16 protein-coding genes are annotated in these 19352 nt (G+C 55.4%); 7 read left to right on the forward strand and 9 right to left on the reverse strand.

What is annotated here, in order from left to right; genetic code table 11:
* The 4 genes from IMQ56_RS00365 to IMQ56_RS00380 form a co-directional block, all read right to left on the reverse strand.
* Positions 1 to 1248, reverse strand: coding sequence for a polysaccharide deacetylase family protein (locus IMQ56_RS00365; RefSeq protein ID WP_015572699.1), 1248 nt, complete (start codon positions 1246 to 1248; stop codon positions 1 to 3).
* Positions 1249 to 1311: 63 nt separating this feature from the next.
* Complete coding sequence (locus tag IMQ56_RS00370) at positions 1312 to 1752, reverse strand: PTS sugar transporter subunit IIA (RefSeq protein WP_015572698.1); 441 nt, start codon at positions 1750 to 1752, stop codon at positions 1312 to 1314.
* Between the two features lie 105 nt (positions 1753 to 1857).
* Positions 1858 to 2628, reverse strand: coding sequence for an ABC transporter permease (locus IMQ56_RS00375; RefSeq protein ID WP_032652590.1), 771 nt, complete (start codon positions 2626 to 2628; stop codon positions 1858 to 1860).
* Complete coding sequence (locus tag IMQ56_RS00380) at positions 2625 to 3551, reverse strand: ABC transporter ATP-binding protein (RefSeq protein ID WP_017383763.1); 927 nt, start codon at positions 3549 to 3551, stop codon at positions 2625 to 2627. The genes IMQ56_RS00375 and IMQ56_RS00380 overlap by 4 nt, the downstream gene beginning before the upstream one ends.
* A gap of 107 nt (positions 3552 to 3658) precedes the next feature.
* On the opposite strand from IMQ56_RS00380, the gene can reads away from it, so the two are divergent.
* Positions 3659 to 4321: a carbonate dehydratase gene (gene can, locus IMQ56_RS00385; protein ID WP_003856301.1), complete on the forward strand. Its 663-nt coding sequence runs from the start codon at positions 3659 to 3661 to the stop codon at positions 4319 to 4321.
* A 64-nt stretch (positions 4322 to 4385) separates the two neighbouring features.
* On the opposite strand, the gene hpt is transcribed toward can, so the two are convergent.
* Entirely contained in the window at positions 4386 to 4922 is a 537-nt protein-coding gene (hpt, locus tag IMQ56_RS00390; protein WP_003856303.1) for a hypoxanthine phosphoribosyltransferase, read from the reverse strand.
* A gap of 206 nt (positions 4923 to 5128) precedes the next feature.
* Here hpt and IMQ56_RS00395 point away from each other — a divergent pair, with 206 nt between their 5' ends.
* Complete coding sequence (locus IMQ56_RS00395) at positions 5129 to 7519, forward strand: glucose/quinate/shikimate family membrane-bound PQQ-dependent dehydrogenase (protein ID WP_003856304.1); 2391 nt, start codon at positions 5129 to 5131, stop codon at positions 7517 to 7519.
* 86 nt (positions 7520 to 7605) lie between these two features.
* Here the strand turns inward: IMQ56_RS00395 and cueO are convergent, their stop codons facing one another.
* On the reverse strand, positions 7606 to 9165 hold the full coding sequence (cueO, locus tag IMQ56_RS00400; RefSeq protein ID WP_196063542.1) for a multicopper oxidase CueO: 1560 nt from the start codon (positions 9163 to 9165) through the stop codon (positions 7606 to 7608).
* A gap of 145 nt (positions 9166 to 9310) precedes the next feature.
* Here cueO and IMQ56_RS00405 point away from each other — a divergent pair, with 145 nt between their 5' ends.
* From IMQ56_RS00405 to speD, 3 genes are all read left to right on the forward strand, one after another.
* Positions 9311 to 9658 carry a YacC family pilotin-like protein gene (locus IMQ56_RS00405; protein WP_003856306.1) on the forward strand — a complete coding sequence of 116 codons (348 nt, stop codon included), beginning with the start codon at positions 9311 to 9313 and terminating at the stop codon, positions 9656 to 9658.
* Between the two features lie 101 nt (positions 9659 to 9759).
* Positions 9760 to 10629: a polyamine aminopropyltransferase gene (speE, locus tag IMQ56_RS00410; RefSeq protein ID WP_015572694.1), complete on the forward strand. Its 870-nt coding sequence runs from the start codon at positions 9760 to 9762 to the stop codon at positions 10627 to 10629.
* Positions 10630 to 11424: an adenosylmethionine decarboxylase gene (gene speD / locus IMQ56_RS00415; protein ID WP_017694500.1), complete on the forward strand. Its 795-nt coding sequence runs from the start codon at positions 10630 to 10632 to the stop codon at positions 11422 to 11424. It begins immediately after the preceding gene.
* Between the two features lie 31 nt (positions 11425 to 11455).
* Here the strand turns inward: speD and yacL are convergent, their stop codons facing one another.
* Both yacL and acnB read right to left on the reverse strand, forming a co-directional pair.
* Entirely contained in the window at positions 11456 to 11818 is a 363-nt protein-coding gene (gene yacL / locus IMQ56_RS00420; RefSeq protein ID WP_015572693.1) for a protein YacL, read from the reverse strand.
* Between the two features lie 212 nt (positions 11819 to 12030).
* Positions 12031 to 14628 (reverse strand): bifunctional aconitate hydratase 2/2-methylisocitrate dehydratase, encoded by a 2598-nt coding sequence (gene acnB, locus IMQ56_RS00425; protein WP_017383766.1) that lies wholly within the window; start codon positions 14626 to 14628, stop codon positions 12031 to 12033.
* 892 nt (positions 14629 to 15520) lie between these two features.
* Between acnB and IMQ56_RS00430 the strand changes: the two genes are divergently transcribed.
* Positions 15521 to 16975 (forward strand): DUF3300 domain-containing protein, encoded by a 1455-nt coding sequence (locus IMQ56_RS00430; protein WP_047717364.1) that lies wholly within the window; start codon positions 15521 to 15523, stop codon positions 16973 to 16975.
* A gap of 10 nt (positions 16976 to 16985) precedes the next feature.
* Positions 16986 to 17777, forward strand: a complete 792-nt coding sequence (locus tag IMQ56_RS00435) for a DUF2950 family protein (RefSeq protein ID WP_017694503.1) — start codon at positions 16986 to 16988, stop codon at positions 17775 to 17777.
* Positions 17778 to 17829: 52 nt separating this feature from the next.
* Here IMQ56_RS00435 and lpdA read toward each other — a convergent pair whose 3' ends face one another.
* Positions 17830 to 19254 (reverse strand): dihydrolipoyl dehydrogenase, encoded by a 1425-nt coding sequence (gene lpdA / locus IMQ56_RS00440; protein ID WP_032647260.1) that lies wholly within the window; start codon positions 19252 to 19254, stop codon positions 17830 to 17832.
* Between the last annotated feature and the right edge of the window lie 98 nt (positions 19255 to 19352).

Consider the following 19352-nt stretch of genomic DNA (forward strand, 5'->3'; position numbering starts at 1 on the left):
CTACCCCTGCGGCTGATTGCTGATCAGCCGCGACATCGTCTCCAGCGAATCCGTTCTCAGAATATACAGTCGCTTCAGTAAGAACGGATTATCCCCCGGCTTCACCTTCCCTTTCACCGTTGTCACCGCCAGATGAAAACCGGCATCATTCGCGGCTTTAATCGCTTTATTGTCATACCCGCCAAACGGGTACGAAACATACAGCACGCGCGGGTTGAACTGCGCCAGTGCACGACGTGAGCGTTCAAAATCGAACAGGATCACGTGATAGCTGCGGCTCAATAAGATGGGGTGTTTATACCCATCAACGCGATGCAGGAAGTGGGTGTGAGACTGAATGTCGAACACATCCTGGATGCCCTTGATTTCCTGAACGCTCATGAACTGTAGCGATCGGGGATCCCACTTCTGCGGGTGACCTTTGATTCGGGATGAAATAATAAACGCCGTCGCGTTGAAGCCATACTCTTTCAGCACCGGATACGCGTAGCGGCTCACCGATTTCAGGCCATCATCAAAAGTGATCACCACCGCTTTCGCGGGGAGGTTCATCTTGTTACGCACGTACCCTTCAAGCTGGTACATTGTCAGCGTGGTATAGCCTTGATCGCGTAACCAGGCCATCTGATTATTAAACGCACGTACGCTGGTTGTCGTGGAGGTATGTCGAAAACGGGTGTTCTCTTCATCACGCAGGATATGGTGGTAGGTCAGAACCGGCAGTCCGTTATCTTCCTGTGCATCCAGGCTGCTGATCCACGCCAGACGATTGCCGATGCGGATCTGAAACCAGGTCTGGTTCAGGCGATCTTTCAGCTTATTCAGAATCGGATAGCGAAGATTGGCGCTTAAGGTGCCAAAGGGCGCGCTTCCGCTGCTGGGGGCGTTATACACCGGCGTGTCTTTCCAGGTGATGAGGTTTTGATTGCTGAGCGGCTTGTTCAGATCGCCCAGACTATCCTCAACGCGTTGCTTACCCTGCACTTTTTCCAGGTGCTCTTTATCAATAAACCCCGTACCGAATCCGAAACGAAATTCATAGTAATCCGCCGCGGCCGGAAAGACGGCGAGGATCTGCCCGGCGCGGACATTGCCCACGTTCACGACGGCATTTCCCACCTGCGCCCAGATGGCCGCATCTTCGGTGGTTTGCATATATTGGGCAGGAAGGCCTTGCTGACTGGTCAGGCTGGCAGACGCACCACCGGAGACCAGTAGCAGAAGGATAAAGATAACGCGCATGAGCATGGGATATAAATCGATACGGAAAATCAGTCGCCATTGTAGCAAAAGCGACATCAATACCAATGTTTAATGCTTATACAGATCGTGAAGCAGAACGAAAGGCGGATTCTTCTGCTGCTGGTGCCACAGGCTGCTCACGCCCGGCGAGCCCTGCGCCACAATGGCGTGACGAAACTCAGCGCTACTCAACGTTGCGCGCAGCGGATACATCGCTTCGAGTAAAGGCAGGCTGATACCGGAGATCACTTCACAGTTATCATGCTTATGGCTCATTAACGCCGCTGAACGGTAAGGCGCCGCGCCCGATCTGTCGGTGAGAAAAATCACGCCATCACCGGTGTCGGTTTCATGCAGCGCGTCGCACATCATCCGGCTTAGCATATTGGTGCTCAGCCCTCGCCAGTAATTTACCGCACGACATTGCGCCAGAGGGCCAAATCGGGCCTCCAGCTTCAGGAGCATTTCCTGTGCCTCTTCATCGTGGCAGGTGATAACCCATCCCAGCATATCGTCTCTCCTTAGCAGGCGAGTAGTTTATCCAGGTGAAGGTTAGTTTACGGTGATAACTGTCAAAGAAAGTGCCCGGCAAACAGAACGTCGCCGGGCAGAAGATTAGCTACGCAGCCCACGTCCACGCTGGATCAAATACCAGCACAGCAGATAGAACGCCACGATAAATACCGCCAGCACCACAACGGTGGTGAACAGCGGGACATCGTTAATGCCGAGGAAACCAAAGCGGAAGCCGCTGATCATATAGACAATCGGGTTCAGGTGCGACAGCGCCTGCCAGAACGGCGGCAGCAGCGTCAGGGAGTAGAACACCCCGCCCAGATAGGTCAGCGGCGTCAGCACGAAGGTCGGGATCAGGCTGATGTCATCAAACGTTTTGGCGAACACGGCATTCAGCAAGCCAGCCAGTGAGAACAGGATCGCAGTAAGCAATAACGTGAGCGCGACGAATAGCCACGAGTGCACCTGGAACGGCACGAAGAACAGCGAAATCGCCGTCACCAGAATACCCACGCACAGCCCGCGCGCCACGCCGCCGCCCACGTAACCGGCGATAATGACGTGCGTCGGCACTGGCGCCACCAGCAGCTCTTCAATGTTGCGCTGGAACTTGGCGCTGAAGAATGAGGATGCCACGTTCGCGTAAGCGTTGGTGATCACTGCCATCATGATCAGGCCCGGCACGATAAACTGCATATAGGTAAAGCCGTGCATCTCACCAATGCGGGAGCCAATCAGGTTGCCGAAAATGATGAAGTAGAGCGTCATGGTGATCACCGGCGGCACCAGGGTTTGCACCCAGATGCGCATAAAGCGGTTAATCTCTTTCGCCCAGATGCTTTTCAGCGCGACCCAGTAAAGATGCGTCATGCCTTGTCTCCTTGTTTATCGTGCACCAGAGAGACAAACAGCTCTTCCAGTCGGTTCGCTTTGTTACGCATGCTTAATACCTGAACGCCCTGCGCGCTCAGCTGGGAGAACACGCTGTTGATTCCCTGCTCGCGCAGCACTTCTACCTCCAGCGTCGAGGTATCGACCAGGCGATAGTTATACCCCTCCAGCTTCGGCAGGGCGCTTTTCGCCGCCAGATCGAGGATAAAGGTCTCTGATTTTAGCTTGGAGAGCAGGTTCTTCATCGAGGTGTTTTCCACCAGCTCGCCGTGCTGAATGATGCCGATGTTGCGGCACAGCATCTCTGCCTCTTCAAGGTAGTGCGTGGTCAGAATGATGGTGGTGCCTTTGTCGTTCAGATCCTTCAGGAAGCCCCACATGGAACGGCGCAGTTCAATATCCACGCCAGCGGTCGGTTCATCAAGAATGAGCAGCTTTGGCTCGTGCATCAGCGCGCGAGCAATCATCAGGCGGCGCTTCATCCCCCCGGACAACATCCGCGCGCGCTCGTTACGCTTCTCCCACAGGTCAAGCTGTTTGAGATACTTTTCGCTGCGCTCCAGCGCTTCTTTGCGCTCAACGCCATAGTAACCCGCCTGGTTAACAACAATCTGCTGTACCGTCTCAAACGGGTTGAAGTTGAACTCCTGCGGCACCAGCCCCAGCTGGCGCTTGGCGTTGACCACGTCTTTTTGCAGGTCGTAGCCAAACACGCTAACGCGGCCAGACGTTTTATTGACCAGCGAGCTGATAATCCCGATGGTGGTCGATTTTCCCGCCCCGTTCGGCCCCAGAAGCGCGTAGAAATCTCCCGCTTCGACTTTAAGATCTATCCCGCGCAGCGCCTGGACGCCCCCCGGGTAGGTTTTTTTGAGCTGTTCAAGCTCCAGTGCAATCGCCATGAATTCAACTTACCTTAAGTTCTGACACACGTTGTGTGGTTTCATTAAAAGTCGGGTTACCCTATAGTAGCGCAACGCAATCACTTGGTTACAGGTCGCTAACCTCCATGAACGACATAGATACACTCATCAGCAACAATGCACTATGGTCAAAAATGCTGGTGGAGGAAGACCCCGGATTTTTTGGAAAACTGGCACAGGCGCAGAACCCGCGCTTTCTCTGGATTGGATGTTCCGACAGCCGCGTCCCCGCCGAACGTCTGACCGGTCTTGAACCGGGCGAACTGTTTGTTCACCGCAATGTGGCTAACCTCGTTATTCATACCGATCTCAACTGCCTTTCGGTTGTTCAGTATGCCGTTGACGTTCTGGAGGTTGAGCACATCATTATTTGTGGCCACTACGGCTGCGGCGGCGTACAGGCGGCGGTCGAAAATACAGAGCTGGGGTTAATCGATAACTGGCTGCTGCACATCCGTGATATCTGGTTCAAACATAGCTCACTGCTGGGCGAAATGCCGCAGGAGCGCCGTCTCGACACGCTGTGTGAGCTGAACGTGATGGAGCAGGTCTATAACCTGGGCCACTCGACGATTATGCAGTCTGCCTGGAAACGCGGACAGAAGGTCTCCATCCACGGCTGGGCGTACGGTATTCACGACGGCCTGCTACGCAATCTGGAAGTGACCGCCACCAACCGCGAAACGCTGGAACAGCGTTACCGCTCGGGAATTGCCAACCTCAAGCTTAAGCACGTTAACCATAAATAACAAAGCCGGGGGTTTTCACCCTCTCCCTGTGGGAGAGGGCTGGGGTGAGGGCATCAGCCCGCAATTATTCGTCCAGAATCACTACTTTCCCAACATACGGCAGATGGCGATAACGCTGTGCATAATCAATGCCGTAACCCACCACGAATTCGTCCGGGATGGAGAAACCAACGAACTCCACCGGCACCTGCACTTCACGGCGCTCAGGCTTATCCAGCAGAGTACAAATCGCCAGTGATTTTGGTTCACGCAGGCTCAGGATCTCACGCACTTTAGAGAGCGTGTTGCCGGAGTCGATGATGTCCTCAACAATCAACACATCTTTGCCACGAATATCTTCATCCAGATCTTTCAGGATTTTCACATCACGGGTTGTGGACATGCCGCTGCCGTAGCTGGAGGCGGTCATAAAATCGACCTCGTGCGGCACCTGCACTTCACGGCACAGGTCTGCCATGAACATGAAAGAGCCACGCAACAGACCGACCAGCACCATTTCGCTGCCGCTGTCCTTGTAATGTTCGGTGATTTGACGACCCAGTTCGGCGATACGCGCTTTGATCTCGGCTTCCGGGATCATCACTTCAACAGTATGTTTCATATTACTAACCAAATGATTTTAGTGAAAATCTCTCAATGCGGATGACTCTCGCTCCGGCATCGATACGCAAGCCAGCCATTATACCAGTAAATGGATAAGCCTGGCGTATGAGTTATAAAAAGCAATATTTGTGATTCCGATCACAGTTGTTAATACCTATAATTAATTGCTAGCAAATAATTAACAAAACTGACGAGTACTTTTCTATGGCTGAAACAAAAACTAAACAGCCGCGTCTACTGGTGACATTAACAGCCGCGTTTGCCGCATTCTGCGCGCTGTATTTGTTAATCGGTGGCGTATGGCTGGTCGCGATTGGCGGCTCCTGGTACTACCCGATTGCGGGTCTGGTTATGGTTGGCGTAACCGTCCTGCTTTTACGCAGAAAACAATCTGCTCTGTGGCTGTACGCAGCGTTACTGCTCGCAACCATGATCTGGGGCGTCTGGGAAGTCGGGTTCGACTTCTGGGCGTTGACGCCGCGCAGCGACATTCTGGTCTTCTTCGGTATCTGGCTGATCCTGCCGTTTGTCTGGCGTCGTCTGATCGTCCCTTCCAGTGGCGCCGTGGCCGGTCTGGTCGTTGCCCTGCTGATTAGTGGCGGCATCCTGACCTGGGCCGGTTTTAACGACCCGCAGGAGATCAACGGTACGCTGAACGCGGAATCTACGCCGGCTGCGGCTATTTCGCAGGTGGCGGACGGGGACTGGCCTGCTTATGGTCGTAATCAGGAAGGTCAACGCTACTCCCCGCTGAAGCAGATCAACGCGGACAACGTGAAAAACCTGAAGGAAGCCTGGGTATTCCGTACCGGCGACCTGAAGATGCCAAACGATCCGGGTGAGCTGACCAACGAAGTGACCCCGATTAAAGTGGGCAACATGCTCTACCTGTGTACGGCGCACCAGCGTCTGTTCGCGCTCGACGCGGCTACCGGTAAAGAGAAATGGCACTTTGATCCACAGCTGAACTCCAACCCGTCGTTCCAGCACATTACCTGCCGCGGCGTCTCTTACCACGAAGCGCGCGCCGATAATGCCAGCCCGGAAGTCATTGCCGACTGTCCTCGCCGCATTATGCTGCCGGTGAACGATGGCCGCCTGTTTGCCATTAACGCTGAGACCGGCAAGCTGTGCGAAACCTTCGCCAATAAAGGCATTCTGAATCTTCAGACCAACATGCCGGACACCACGCCGGGCCTGTATGAGCCGACCTCCCCGCCAATCATCACCGACAAAACCATCGTGATTGCCGGTTCGGTAACGGATAACTTCTCTACCCGTGAAACCTCCGGCGTTATCCGTGGTTTCGACGTGAACACCGGTAAACTGCTGTGGGCCTTCGACCCGGGCGCGAAAGATCCTAACGCGATCCCATCGGATGAACACACCTTTACCTTCAACTCACCGAACTCCTGGGCACCGGCAGCGTATGACGCGAAGCTGGACCTGGTCTACCTGCCGATGGGCGTGACCACGCCGGATATCTGGGGCGGTAACCGTACGCCGGAGCAGGAACGTTACGCCAGCTCCATCGTGGCGCTGAACGCAACGACCGGTAAACTGGCATGGAGCTACCAGACCGTTCACCACGATCTGTGGGATATGGATATGCCGTCCCAGCCGACGCTGGCGGACATTACCGTTAACGGTAAAACCGTACCGGTGATTTACGCCCCGGCGAAAACCGGTAACATCTTCGTGCTTGATCGTAGCAACGGTAAGCTGGTTGTTCCTGCGCCGGAAAAACCGGTTCCGCAGGGTGCGGCCAAAGGCGACTACGTCACCAAAACGCAGCCGTTCTCTGACCTGAGCTTCCGTCCGAAGAAAGATCTCAGCGGTGCAGACATGTGGGGTGCCACCATGTTTGACCAGCTGGTATGCCGCGTGATGTTCCACCAGCTGCGCTACGAAGGGATTTTCACCCCGCCGTCAGAGCAGGGTACGCTGGTCTTCCCGGGTAACCTGGGGATGTTCGAATGGGGTGGGATCTCCGTTGACCCTAACCGTCAGGTCGCCATCGCTAACCCAATGGCGCTGCCGTTCGTTTCCCGCCTGATCCCTCGTGGTCCGGGTAACCCAATGGAGCAGCCGAAAGATGCGAAAGGCAGCGGTACCGAAGCCGGTATCCAGCCGCAGTATGGCGTTCCTTATGGTGTGACCCTGAATCCGTTCCTTTCTCCGTTCGGTCTGCCGTGTAAACAGCCTGCCTGGGGTTACATCTCCGGTCTGGATCTGAAGACCAACAAGATCGTCTGGAAGAAACGTATTGGTACGCCACAGGACAGCATGCCGTTCCCGATGCCTGTTCCAGTGCCTTTCAATATGGGTATGCCAATGCTGGGTGGCCCAATCTCCACCGCCGGTAACGTGCTGTTCATCGCGGCAACCGCAGATAACTACCTGCGCGCGTACAACATGACCAACGGTGAGAAACTGTGGCAAGGCCGTCTGCCAGCCGGTGGACAGGCAACGCCGATGACCTATGAAGTGAATGGCAAGCAGTACGTTGTCATCTCTGCGGGTGGTCACGGTTCGTTTGGCACGAAGATGGGCGACTATATTGTCGCGTATGCACTGCCTGACGACGCTAAGTAACGAAAAAGCCCGGTGGCGCTAACGCTTACCGGGCCTACGGGTGCCCTATGTAGGCCGGGTAAGGCGAAGCCGCCACCCGGCTTTTTTTATACGGTAAAACCGAGCATCATCCCCGTATCTTCATGCTCCAGCAGATGACAGTGGGCCATATAGGCAAACTCTTTCGGCGCCTCGTGGTCAAACTTCACCAGCACCTCGCTGACGCCGCCTTCCACCCTCACCGTATCTTTCCAGCCCGCACGATGCGCCTCCGGTGCTTTACCATTTTCAGACAGAATACGGAACTGCGTGCCGTGGATATGGAACGGGTGCAGCATCATGTCGCCTTCGCCTGAAATCACCCAGCGTTCAAACTGCCCTTTCGTGGCGGCGAACATGGGCGTGTTCATATCGAACGCTTTGCCGTTGATGCGGTTGGCGTTGTGGAAATCGAAACCATGGCCGCCGTGATCCATGCCGCCCATTTTACCGTGGTCCATATTCATATGGCCCATCATCTGGCCGTGATGCATTCCCGCCATGGCCTGATTGCCGTACTTCTTCATCAGCGCCTGCATGCCCATCATGTCTAGCATCGGATCCATAGAAAGCTGAAGTTTACGCTGCGTAAGCCCGTCCAGCGACGGGAGTGCTGGCAGCGTGGTGAGGGTCTCCGGCAGCGTACCGGAGGCGGTGATCTGTAGCGGCTGAATGCGCAGGACCGGATGCGGCTTATCAAACGGCGCAACGGCCATCCCCATCTGGCTGACCGGCAGGGTCACCAGGTCAAACGCTTTGCCATCGCTGATGTCCACCAGCACCTCGAAGCGCTCCCCCATCAGCATCGGCAGCTCGCTCACCTTCACCGGCTCCGGCAGCAGGCCGCCGTCGCTTGCCACCACGTAAAGCGGGCGTTTATCGCTGGTGGCGAAGTTCAGCGAGCGGGCGTTACAGCCGTTAAGCAGACGTAAGCGCAGCCAGCCTTTTGGCGCGGCATGCTGCGGGTAGATCGCGCCGTTGGTCAGGAGTGTATCGCCAAACCAGCCTACCGCCGCGCTCATTACGTCCAGCTGATAGTCAATTTGCCCGTCAGCGTTGAATTTTTTGTCCTGCACAATCACCGGGACATCGTCGATTCCCCACTGTTTCGGCAGGCGCAGCAGGCGGCTTTCATCGTCTTCAATCAGCACCAGGCCGGCCAGCCCCATCGCCACCTGATGGCCCGTTTTGCCATGCTGATGCGGGTGGAACCAGCAGGTCGCCGCGCGTTGTTCCGGGGTAAAGGTTACGCTGCGTTTACCACCAGGCCTGATGATGCCCTGAGGCCCCCCATCCACTTCGCCCGGGACTTCCAGCCCGTGCCAGTGCAGCGTGGTCTCTTCCGCAAGCGTGTTATGAATGTCTACCGTCACCGCCTTCCCTTTGCGTAACCGCAACGCCGGGCCGAGCAGATTGCCGTTATAGCCCCACGTCGTAGCGTCGTGCTGACCGAACGTGGTTTTACCGGCCTGCACCACAAGCTGAATGCGGCTGCGGGCATCTGAGGAGAGTAATTCAGGAATGGGTAAAGCCGGTCTGTCGGCGGCAAAAACGGCGCGGCTCCAGAGAGGTAACGCGCTGGCAACCCCCAGCGCGGCAGAAAATTTTAAAAAATCACGACGTTGCATGTGCATTTCCTTATTTCCAGCAGGCGATCTTTTGAGCATAAACCCTCCCCTTACCGGAAGGTCAAGCACGGCGGCAATAATAAAGATCGTCGGCCTGGCATCAAGTATGCTAACGTTAATTTTCCGTGATGCAGTGGTAAAGGCAATGAAGACGTTTTTCAGAACAATTTTGTTCGCCAGCCTGATGGCGATGTGTGCGAACAGTTACGCGCTAAGTGAAAACGAAGCGGAAGATATGGCCGATCTGACGGCAGTTTTTGTTTTTCTGAAAAACGATTGTGGTTACCAGAATTTACCCAATGGGCAAATTCGTCGCGCACTGGTCTTTTTTGCCCAGCAGAATCAATGGGACCTCAGCAACTACGACAGCTTCGACATGAAGGCGCTCGGTGAAGACAGCTACCGTGATTTAAGCGGTATTGGCATTCCCACTGCTAAAAAATGCAAAGCGCTGGCTCGCGATTCACTCAGCCTGCTCGCCTACGTGAAGTAACCTTCCCGACGCCCCTTGTTGACCCGCTTACCGCCTCACGGCGGTGTTGTGTTGCGCCCATCTGCCGGATGTAATGGATGTTAACGAAGGAGGTGCTCCCCATGACCGAAAAAACGGTATGGCAAGAAACGCTGCATGACCAGTTTGGTCAGTATTTTGCCGTGGATAACGTGCTCTATCATGAGAAAACCGATCATCAGGATTTGATAATCTTCGAAAACGCCGCCTTTGGCCGCGTGATGGCGCTGGACGGCGTGGTGCAAACCACCGAGCGCGACGAGTTTATCTATCACGAAATGATGACCCACGTCCCGCTGCTGGCCCACGGCCACGCGAAGGACGTGCTGATTATCGGCGGCGGCGACGGCGCGATGCTGCGTGAAGTCTCTCGCCATCAGAATGTCGAAACCATCACCATGGTGGAAATCGACGCCGGTGTGGTGTCGTTCTGCCGCCAGTATCTGCCCAACCACAATGCCGGCAGCTATGACGATCCGCGGTTTAATCTGGTTATCGACGATGGCGTCAATTTTGTTAACCAGACCACGCAAACGTTTGATGTCATTATCTCTGACTGTACCGACCCTATCGGCCCGGGCGCATCGCTGTTTACCTCGTCGTTTTACGAAGGCTGCAAACGCTGCTTGAAGCCTGGCGGTATTTTTGTGGCGCAAAACGGCGTTTGCTTCCTGCAACAGGATGAAGCGCTTGATAGCCACCGTAAGCTGAGCACCTATTTTGCTGACGTCAGCTTCTACCAGGCGGCGATCCCCACTTACTACGGCGGGATCATGACCTTTGCCTGGGCGACGGATAACGACGTTCTGCGCCATCTCTCTACCGAGATCGTGCAGGCCCGCTTCCACCAGGCCGGACTCCAGTGCCGCTACTACAACCCGGCGATCCACACCGCAGCCTTTGCGTTGCCTCAATATCTGCAAGACGCGCTGTCCTCAAAGGAGGTGAACTAATTGAAAAAGCTTAAACTGCATGGCTTTAACAATCTGACCAAAAGCCTGAGTTTTTGTATTTACGATATCTGCTACGCCAAAACAGCAGAAGAGCGCGATGGTTACATCGCCTATATCGATGAACTCTACAACGCCAACCGTCTGACCGAGATCCTGACAGAGACCTGCTCGATTATCGGCGCGAACATCCTGAATATCGCGCGCCAGGATTATGAGCCTCAGGGTGCGAGCGTCACCATTCTGGTGAGTGAAGAGCCGGTTGACCCGAAGCTTATCGACAAAACCGAGCACCCCGGCCCGCTGCCGGAAGTGGTAGTCGCCCACCTGGATAAAAGCCACATCTGCGTGCACACCTACCCGGAAAGCCACCCGGAAGGCGGGCTGTGTACCTTCCGCGCGGATATTGAAGTGTCGACCTGCGGCGTGATTTCACCGCTGAATGCGTTGAATTATTTAATCCACCAGCTGGAATCCGATATCGTCACTATTGATTATCGCGTGCGCGGTTTTACCCGTGATATCAACGGCATGAAGCACTTCATTGATCATGAGATCAACTCCATTCAGAACTTCATGTCCGAAGACATGAAGTCGCTGTACGACATGATGGATGTGAACGTCTATCAGGAGAATATCTTCCATACCAAGATGATGCTTAAAGAGTTCGATCTTAAGCACTATATGTTCCATACCAGGCCGGAAGATTTAAGTGACGAAGAGCGTAAGGTCATTACCGACCTGCTCTGGAAAGAGATGCGCGAAATTTACTACGGCCGTAACATTCCGACCGTGTAAACGTGATCCGGAGCAGGGACGCTTCGGGGAGTTACTTCTGTTGCATAAAATCGCGGTAGGCGTTCAACACGCTCAGAAAGTCTTCCACGCCGCACAGCGACAGGCTCTCTTCGTCGTAGTAGCTCATCCCCTCTTCCATCTCATCACCCGAGAACTCAAGTTGGTTGGCGCGCACCATCACCTCTTCGCCATCCATCCACAGCGTGTATTCGTGCCCGGCGCGTTGCCAGGAGCGTTCACTGCCTTTCACCGTTTCCGCCGCCTGTTCGACTTCATCCAGCAGCGCGAGGTTCTCTTTCACCTCTTCGTTAAACCAGTGTCCAACGGCTTCGTGCCCCATCGACATTCGCACTTTCACCACGCCGGTGATGTCGCGCAAAAATTCGTAATCCATAGCGTTTTCCTCTGCAAAGCCATTAGGGTAATTATCGCAGCAGAGAGGAAGAAAAAAAGCGGGAGAGGTGGGAGGAATGAAAATAAAAAACCCACCGACGTTGCGATGGGTTTTGTAGGCCCGGTAAGCGTAGCGCCACCGGGCAATGGGTCAGGTGCGGAGCGGTCTGGTGCCCTCACCCCCAGCCCCTCTCCCACGGGAGAGGGTAGCATTTATACTGCGGTCTGGAAGATCACCCCGTCAGCCTTCTCGGTGTACTGAGAGAGCTGGTCGAAGTTCAGATAACGATAAGTATCCACCGCCGTCTTATCTACCTGAGCCACAAAGGTCTGGTACTCTTCCGGCGTTGGCAGTTTGCCAATCAGCGCCGCAACCGCCGCCAGCTCCGCAGAGGCCAGGTAAACGTTCGCCCCGGTTCCTAAACGGTTAGGGAAGTTACGGGTTGAGGTGGAAACCACCGTCGCACCGTCGGCCACGCGCGCCTGGTTGCCCATACACAGGGAACAGCCAGGGATTTCGATACGCGCCCCGCTCTTACCAAACACGCTGTAGTAGCCCTCTTCGGTCAGCTGCGCCGCATCCATACGGGTTGGCGGCGCCACCCACAGACGGGTCGGCAGCTGGCCTTTGTGGGTATCCAGCAGCTTACCGGCAGCACGGAAGTGGCCGATGTTGGTCATACAGGAGCCGATGAACACTTCGTCGATCTTATCGCCCTGTACGTCAGAGAGCAGACGCGCATCGTCCGGATCGTTAGGCGCACACAGGATTGGCTCTTTGATATCCGCCAGATCGATCTCAATCACCGCCGCGTACTCTGCGTCTGCATCGGCTTCCAGCAGCTGCGGATCCGCCAGCCATTTTTCCATGCCCTGAATACGACGCTCCAGCGTACGACGGTCGCCGTAGCCTTCCGCTATCATCCACTTCAGCAGCACGATGTTGGAGGTCAGATACTCAATAATCGGCTCTTTGTTCAGCTTGATGGTACAGCCCGCCGCAGAACGCTCGGCTGAGGCATCGGTCAGCTCGAACGCCTGCTCCACTTTCAGATCCGGCAGACCTTCAATTTCCAGAATTCGGCCAGAGAAGATGTTTTTCTTGCCTTTCTTCTCGACGGTCAGCAGACCCTGTTTAATGGCATACAGCGGGATCGCGTGCACCAGATCGCGCAGGGTAATGCCCGGCTGCATTTTACCTTTGAAGCGCACCAGCACCGATTCCGGCATATCCAGCGGCATCACGCCGGTCGCTGCGGCAAACGCCACCAGACCGGAACCCGCCGGGAAGGAGATCCCGATTGGGAAACGGGTATGGGAGTCACCGCCGGTACCGACGGTATCCGGCAGCAGCATGCGGTTCAGCCAGGAGTGGATAACGCCGTCGCCCGGACGCAGGGAGACACCGCCACGGTTCATAATGAAGTCTGGCAGCGTGTGGTGCGTGGTTACGTCAACCGGCTTCGGATACGCCGCGGTGTGGCAGAAGGATTGCATCACCAGATCGGAAGAGAAGCCCAGGCACGCCAGGTCTTTCAGTTCATCACGGGTCATTGGGCCAGTGGTGTCCTGAGACCCCACGGAGGTCATTTTCGGTTCGCAGTACGCGCCAGGACGGATACCAGTGACGCCGCAGGCGCGACCCACCATTTTCTGCGCCAGAGAGTAACCGCGGTTGCTCTCGGCCACGTCTTTCGCCTGACGGAATACGTCACTGTGCGGCAGACCCAGCGCTTCACGCGCTTTGGTGGTCAGGCCACGGCCAATGATCAGCGGGATACGGCCACCGGCACGCACTTCGTCGATCAGCACGTCGGTTTTCAGTTCGAAGCTGGCCAGCAGTTCGTTGGTTTCGTGGTTACGCACTTCACCTTTATACGGGTAAACGTCAATCACGTCGCCCATGTTCAGGTTGCTCACGTCCACTTCAATTGGCAGCGCGCCCGCATCTTCCATGGTGTTGAAGAAGATTGGCGCAATTTTGCCGCCGAGGCACAGGCCGCCGCCGCGCTTGTTCGGCACGTGCGGAATGTCGTCGCCCATGAACCACAGCACGGAGTTGGTGGCGGATTTACGGGAAGAACCGGTACCAACCACGTCACCGACGTAAGCCAGCGGGAAACCTTTTTGTTGCAGGGCTTCGATCTGTTTGATCGGGCCAACCACGCCTGGCTGATCCGGCTCAATGCCTTCACGGGCGTTTTTCAGCATCGCAAGGGCGTGCAGTGGGATATCCGGGCGAGACCATGCATCCGGCGCCGGAGAAAGGTCATCGGTGTTGGTTTCACCGGTCACTTTAAAGACGGTAACGGTAATTTTTTCAGCAAGCTGAGGGCGGTTCAGGAACCATTCGGCATCGGCCCAGGACTGCATCACCTGCTTCGCGTAAACGTTGCCTGCTTTGGCTTTTTCTTCCACATCGTAGAAGTTATCGAACATCAGCAGCGTTGAAGAGAGCGCTTTGGCAGCAATTGGCGCCAGCTTGTCGTTATCCAGCGCGTCAATCAGCGGATGAATGTTATAGCCGCCCTGCATGGTGCCGAGCAGTTCAATCGCTTTTTCAGGAGTAACCAGTGGGGAGGTGGCTTCGCCTTTGGCAACGGCGGCAAGGAATCCGGCTTTTACGTAGGCAGCTTCATCTACGCCAGGCGGTACACGGTTGATCAGCAGATCTAACAGGAATTCTTCTTCGCCCTCAGGCGGGTTCTTCAGCAGCTCGACGAGCGCGGCCATTTGGGTTGCATCTAAAGGTTTGGGTACAATTCCCTCGGCGGCACGTTCTGCTACGTGCTTACGGTATTCTTCTAGCACGACGGTTCTCCTCGCTCTCATTGTCATATGCGGCGGGCGTTCTCTTCACGCTCCTGTGAGACAGCAGTTTGTAGGGTAAATGCCCGATACCGCGTCGGGCAGCATAGCAGGATTTCTGCACAGTGTTAATCTGTTTACAAAAAAGCAACATTAAAAAATTTGCTGAATCGTTAAGCATGGTATAGCAGGGAGACGAGACGAATTTCAGACACAAAAAAACCGCCTGATAGCGGTTTATTTGTTGCCTTGCGGTGGTAGCACACCGTGTTGGCAGATTTGCGGCAACCCCAACGCAATGAATTTTGCATCACGCCCCACTGGCTTGCAAGCCATTATGTCAATTTTGCGTGGCGCCTTCCTGTTTCGAATGAAAAAACGGTTAACTTCATTTATCGCCTTCTGAATTCCCACTGAGTCGATTACTCTTTTTCTCGGCCTGCTTCGCTGGTGTAGCAACCAGTCACCGGGCCCGGGAGCAGTTCCGTAACCTACGCGGCAACACCAACTTGCCTGGTTCTGCCTTTCCCGGTGAAGAATGAACCCGCGTAGCCTGTACAGGAACGCACGCAATGGAGATGCGAATCACTGCGCTGATCGTTGTGACCGGTTTACTGCTAACCGCACTGCATGGTGGCTGGAATATATCCGACATCATGGTGCTGTTTGTCGTCAACTTCGGCAACTAGCTGCTGGCCGCTCGCAAGAGCGGCCTTCTGAATGTCCGTCGCCTGCTCAGCCATCCGATATAATTGTGTAATAAATACTCACACTCTTTATCCGGATGCTTCGGAGGTTTTCCCAACAAAAGTCAAAACTGTAAAACACGAGTGAATGATACTCGCGGCAACAGCAACGCCTCACGGCACTGCACTCGTCTCGTTGGAGTCAATCTATGAAGTTGCCTTTTAAACCACATCTTCTTGTTCTGCTTTGCAGTGCGGGGCTGTTTGCCGCCTCAGGCGTCATGTTCGTTAAAAGCCGCGCAACGGAACCCGCTCCCGCACCTGCGCCGGTAGCCCCGCAGCTCCCCGCCCCGACAGCACAACCTGCCCCGGTGGCGACTCCGGCCTATAGCGCCGCGCAGATCGATCAGTGGACAGCGCCCATTGCGCTCTATCCCGACGCGCTGCTGTCGCAAATTCTGATGGCCTCAACCTATCCGGCGAGCGTGATTCAGGCCGCCCAGTGGTCAAAGGACAACCCTAAAATGCAGGGCGATACCGCCATTCAGGCGGTCAGCGGGCAGCCATGGGATGCCAGCGTGAAATCGCTGGTCGCCTTTCCGCAGTTAATGTCGTTGATGGGAGAAAACCCGTCGTGGGTACAGAGCCTCGGCGACGCCTTTCTGGCCCAGCCAAAGGATGTGATGGATTCCGTGCAGCGTCTGCGCCTGCTCGCGCAGCAGACAGGCACGTTGCAATCCACCCCGCAGCAGACCGTCACCACCGTGAAAAAATCTGCGCCAGCCTCCACCAGTACAGCCGCGACGTCAACGTCGGCTAGTCCTACGGTGATTAAAATTGAGCCAGCCGATCCACAGGTGGTTTATGTCCCTACCTACAACCCTTCCACCGTTTACGGCACGTGGCCAAACGCCAGCTATCCGCCTGTGTATCTGCCCCCGTCTCCCGGCCAGCAGTTTACCAATAGTTTTGTCAGAGGCTTTGGCTATAGCCTCGGCGTAGCCACCACCTATGCGCTGTTCAGTAACATAGACTGGGACGATGACGACGAACATCATCACGATCATGATGACGATCACCACGGCGGTTATTCGCATAACGGCGATAACATTAATATTAATGTTAATAACTTCAATAAGATCACCGGCGAGCACCGTACCGATAATCATCAGGTCTGGCAGCATAATCCGACCTACCGCAACGGCGTGCCCTACGCCAATAGCCAGCTTGCCAGCCGCTATCATCAGACTTCAGTGCCGGGCGGGCTGAGCGCTACCCGGCAGCAGCCGGTCAACCGCGATAGCCAGCGGCAGGCTGCGATGGCGCAGGTACAGCAGTCGACGGGCAAAACCCTCACACAGCTACAGCATGGCGACGCGCATTTCCCGCAACATTCAGCGTCCGCGCAGCAGCTGAAGCAGCTCTCTCAGCGCAGCAACTATCGCGGCTACGACAGCGCGCGGCCCCACGCACAACAGATGAATAATACTCTTGCGCAAACCAGACGCCCGACGCAGGTTCAGCATCAGCCGCTGCGGGCAAACGCCCTGAGCGGCAACGACAGCCGCTCGGCCAACTGGCAGGCCCAGCACCAGCGCGGGCTGCAAAGCCGCCAGCAGCTGTCCGAACATCATACCGAACACCGTGAATTCCATCGTCGTTAAGGAAGCCGCTATGAACATGAAACCGATCGGTGGAATGCTGTTGTTGATGGTATCCACCTTCGCCTGCGCCCAGCAATCTTTCTCCACGCCTGAGCAGGCGGCCAATACCCTGACGAAGGCCATCAGCGAGCAGAATGAGAGCGCGATGGCCGACCTGCTGGGGGATAACTGGCGCGACTATCTGCCACCTGAAGGGGTTGATCCGGAGGCGGTAGCTCGATTCCTGCGTGACTGGAAGATTAACCATCGTACCGAAATCAGCGGCGATATTGCCCATCTGTCAGTTGGCGATAACGGCTGGCAACTCCCCATACCGGTAGTGAAGAAAAAAGAGGGCTGGCAATTTGATATGCAGAAAGCGGCTGATGAGATCCTGACCCGCGAAATCGGCCGCAACGAACTCGCGGCTATCGAAGCGCTGCACGCCTACGTCGACGCACAGCAGAGCTACTACGCCATGAACCACCGCTATGCGCAGAAGATTGTCAGCACGCCAGGGCTAAAAGACGGCCTGTACTGGCCCATCTCGCCGGGCGAAGCGCCAAGCCCGCTGGGTCCCGCCTTCAGCCCGCCGGAGCCGGGTATGGGCTATCACGGCTATCGGTTCCGCATTCTGCCGGATAAAAATGGCTTTGCGATGGTTGCCTGGCCCGTGAGCTATGGTCAGACGGGGGTAATGAGCTTTGTCGTTAACCAGGATGACAAGGTGCATCAGGCAAATCTCGGCAACGATTCGGCACAAAAAGCGCAGGCGCTCGCTGCATACCACCCGGATAAAACCTGGCAGCCTGTCACCCCCTGAACGCGGCGCATAAAAAAAGCGGCCTCAGGCCGCTTTTTTCATCTGAAGAAATTTATTTCTTCTTCGCTTTCGCGTTTGGCAGGTCCGTAATGCTACCTTCAAACACTTCTGCCGCCAGGCCCACGGACTCGTGCAGAGTCGGGTGAGCGTGGATGGTCAGCGCGATGTCTTCCGCGTCACAGCCCATTTCGATAGCCAGACCGATTTCACCCAGCAGCTCGCCGCCGTTGGTACCGACAATCGCACCACCGATAACACGGTGAGTCTCTTTGTCGAAGATCAGTTTGGTCATACCGTCTGCGCAGTCGGACGCGATAGCACGGCCAGAAGCAGCCCACGGGAAGGTGGCGGTTTCATAGCTGATGCCTTTCTCTTTCGCTTCTTTCTCAGTCAGACCGACCCATGCAACTTCTGGCTCGGTGTAGGCGATAGATGGGATCACTTTCGGATCGAAGTAGTGCTTCATGCCGGCGATAACTTCAGCGGCAACGTGACCTTCGTGAACACCTTTGTGCGCCAGCATTGGCTGACCGACGATATCGCCGATAGCAAAGATGTGCGGCACGTTGGTGCGAAGCTGTTTGTCAACGCGGATGAAGCCACGGTCGTCCACTTCCACGCCAGCTTTGCCCGCGTCGAGGTTTTTACCGTTCGGCACACGACCGATAGCCACCAGCACGGCGTCGTAACGCTGTGGTTCGGATGGGGCTTTTTTGCCTTCCATGGAAACGTAAATACCGTCTTCTTTCGCTTCAACGGCAGTCACTTTGGTTTCCAGCATCAGGTTGAATTTCTTGCTGATGCGTTTGGTGAAGACTTTAACGATGTCTTTGTCGGCAGCCGGGATAACCTGGTCGAACATTTCAACCACGTCGATCTCTGAACCCAGCGCATGGTACACGGTACCCATTTCCAGACCGATGATACCGCCGCCCATAACCAGCAGGCGCTCAGGAACGGTTTTCAGCTCCAGCGCATCGGTGGAATCCCACACGCGTGGATCTTCATGTGGAATGAATGGCAGTTCGATTGGGCGAGAGCCTGCCGCGATGATCGCGTTGTCGAAGTTAATCACGGTTTTACCGTTTTCGCCTTCCACTTCCAGGGTGTTCGCACCGGTGAATTTACCCAGACCGTTTACCACTTTCACTTTACGGCCTTTGGCCATACCCGCCAGACCGCCGGTCAGCTGAGTGATAACTTTCTCTTTCCAGGTACGAATTTTGTCGATGTCGGTTTTCGGCTCGCCGAAGACGATACCGTGTTCAGCCAGCGCTTTGGCTTCTTCGATAACTTTCGCTACGTGCAGCAGCGCTTTAGAAGGGATACAGCCGACGTTCAGACAAACACCGCCGAGGGTGCTGTAACGTTCTACGATGACGGTTTCCAGACCTAAATCCGCGGCGCGAAATGCTGCGGAGTAACCTGCCGGGCCTGCCCCAAGTACTACGACCTGAGTTTTGATTTCTGTGCTCATCATGACCTCTTAATGTATACCCGTCGTCCACCGGGTCGTTCTATCCGCCCGTATTTTACAAAATTGTTAACAATTTTGAAACAACAAACGGCTCACGA

The sequence above is a fragment of the Enterobacter sp. Res13-Sevr-PEC09-46 genome (assembly GCF_015672585.1).
Taxonomy (GTDB): Bacteria; Pseudomonadota; Gammaproteobacteria; order Enterobacterales; family Enterobacteriaceae; genus Enterobacter; species Enterobacter hormaechei_C.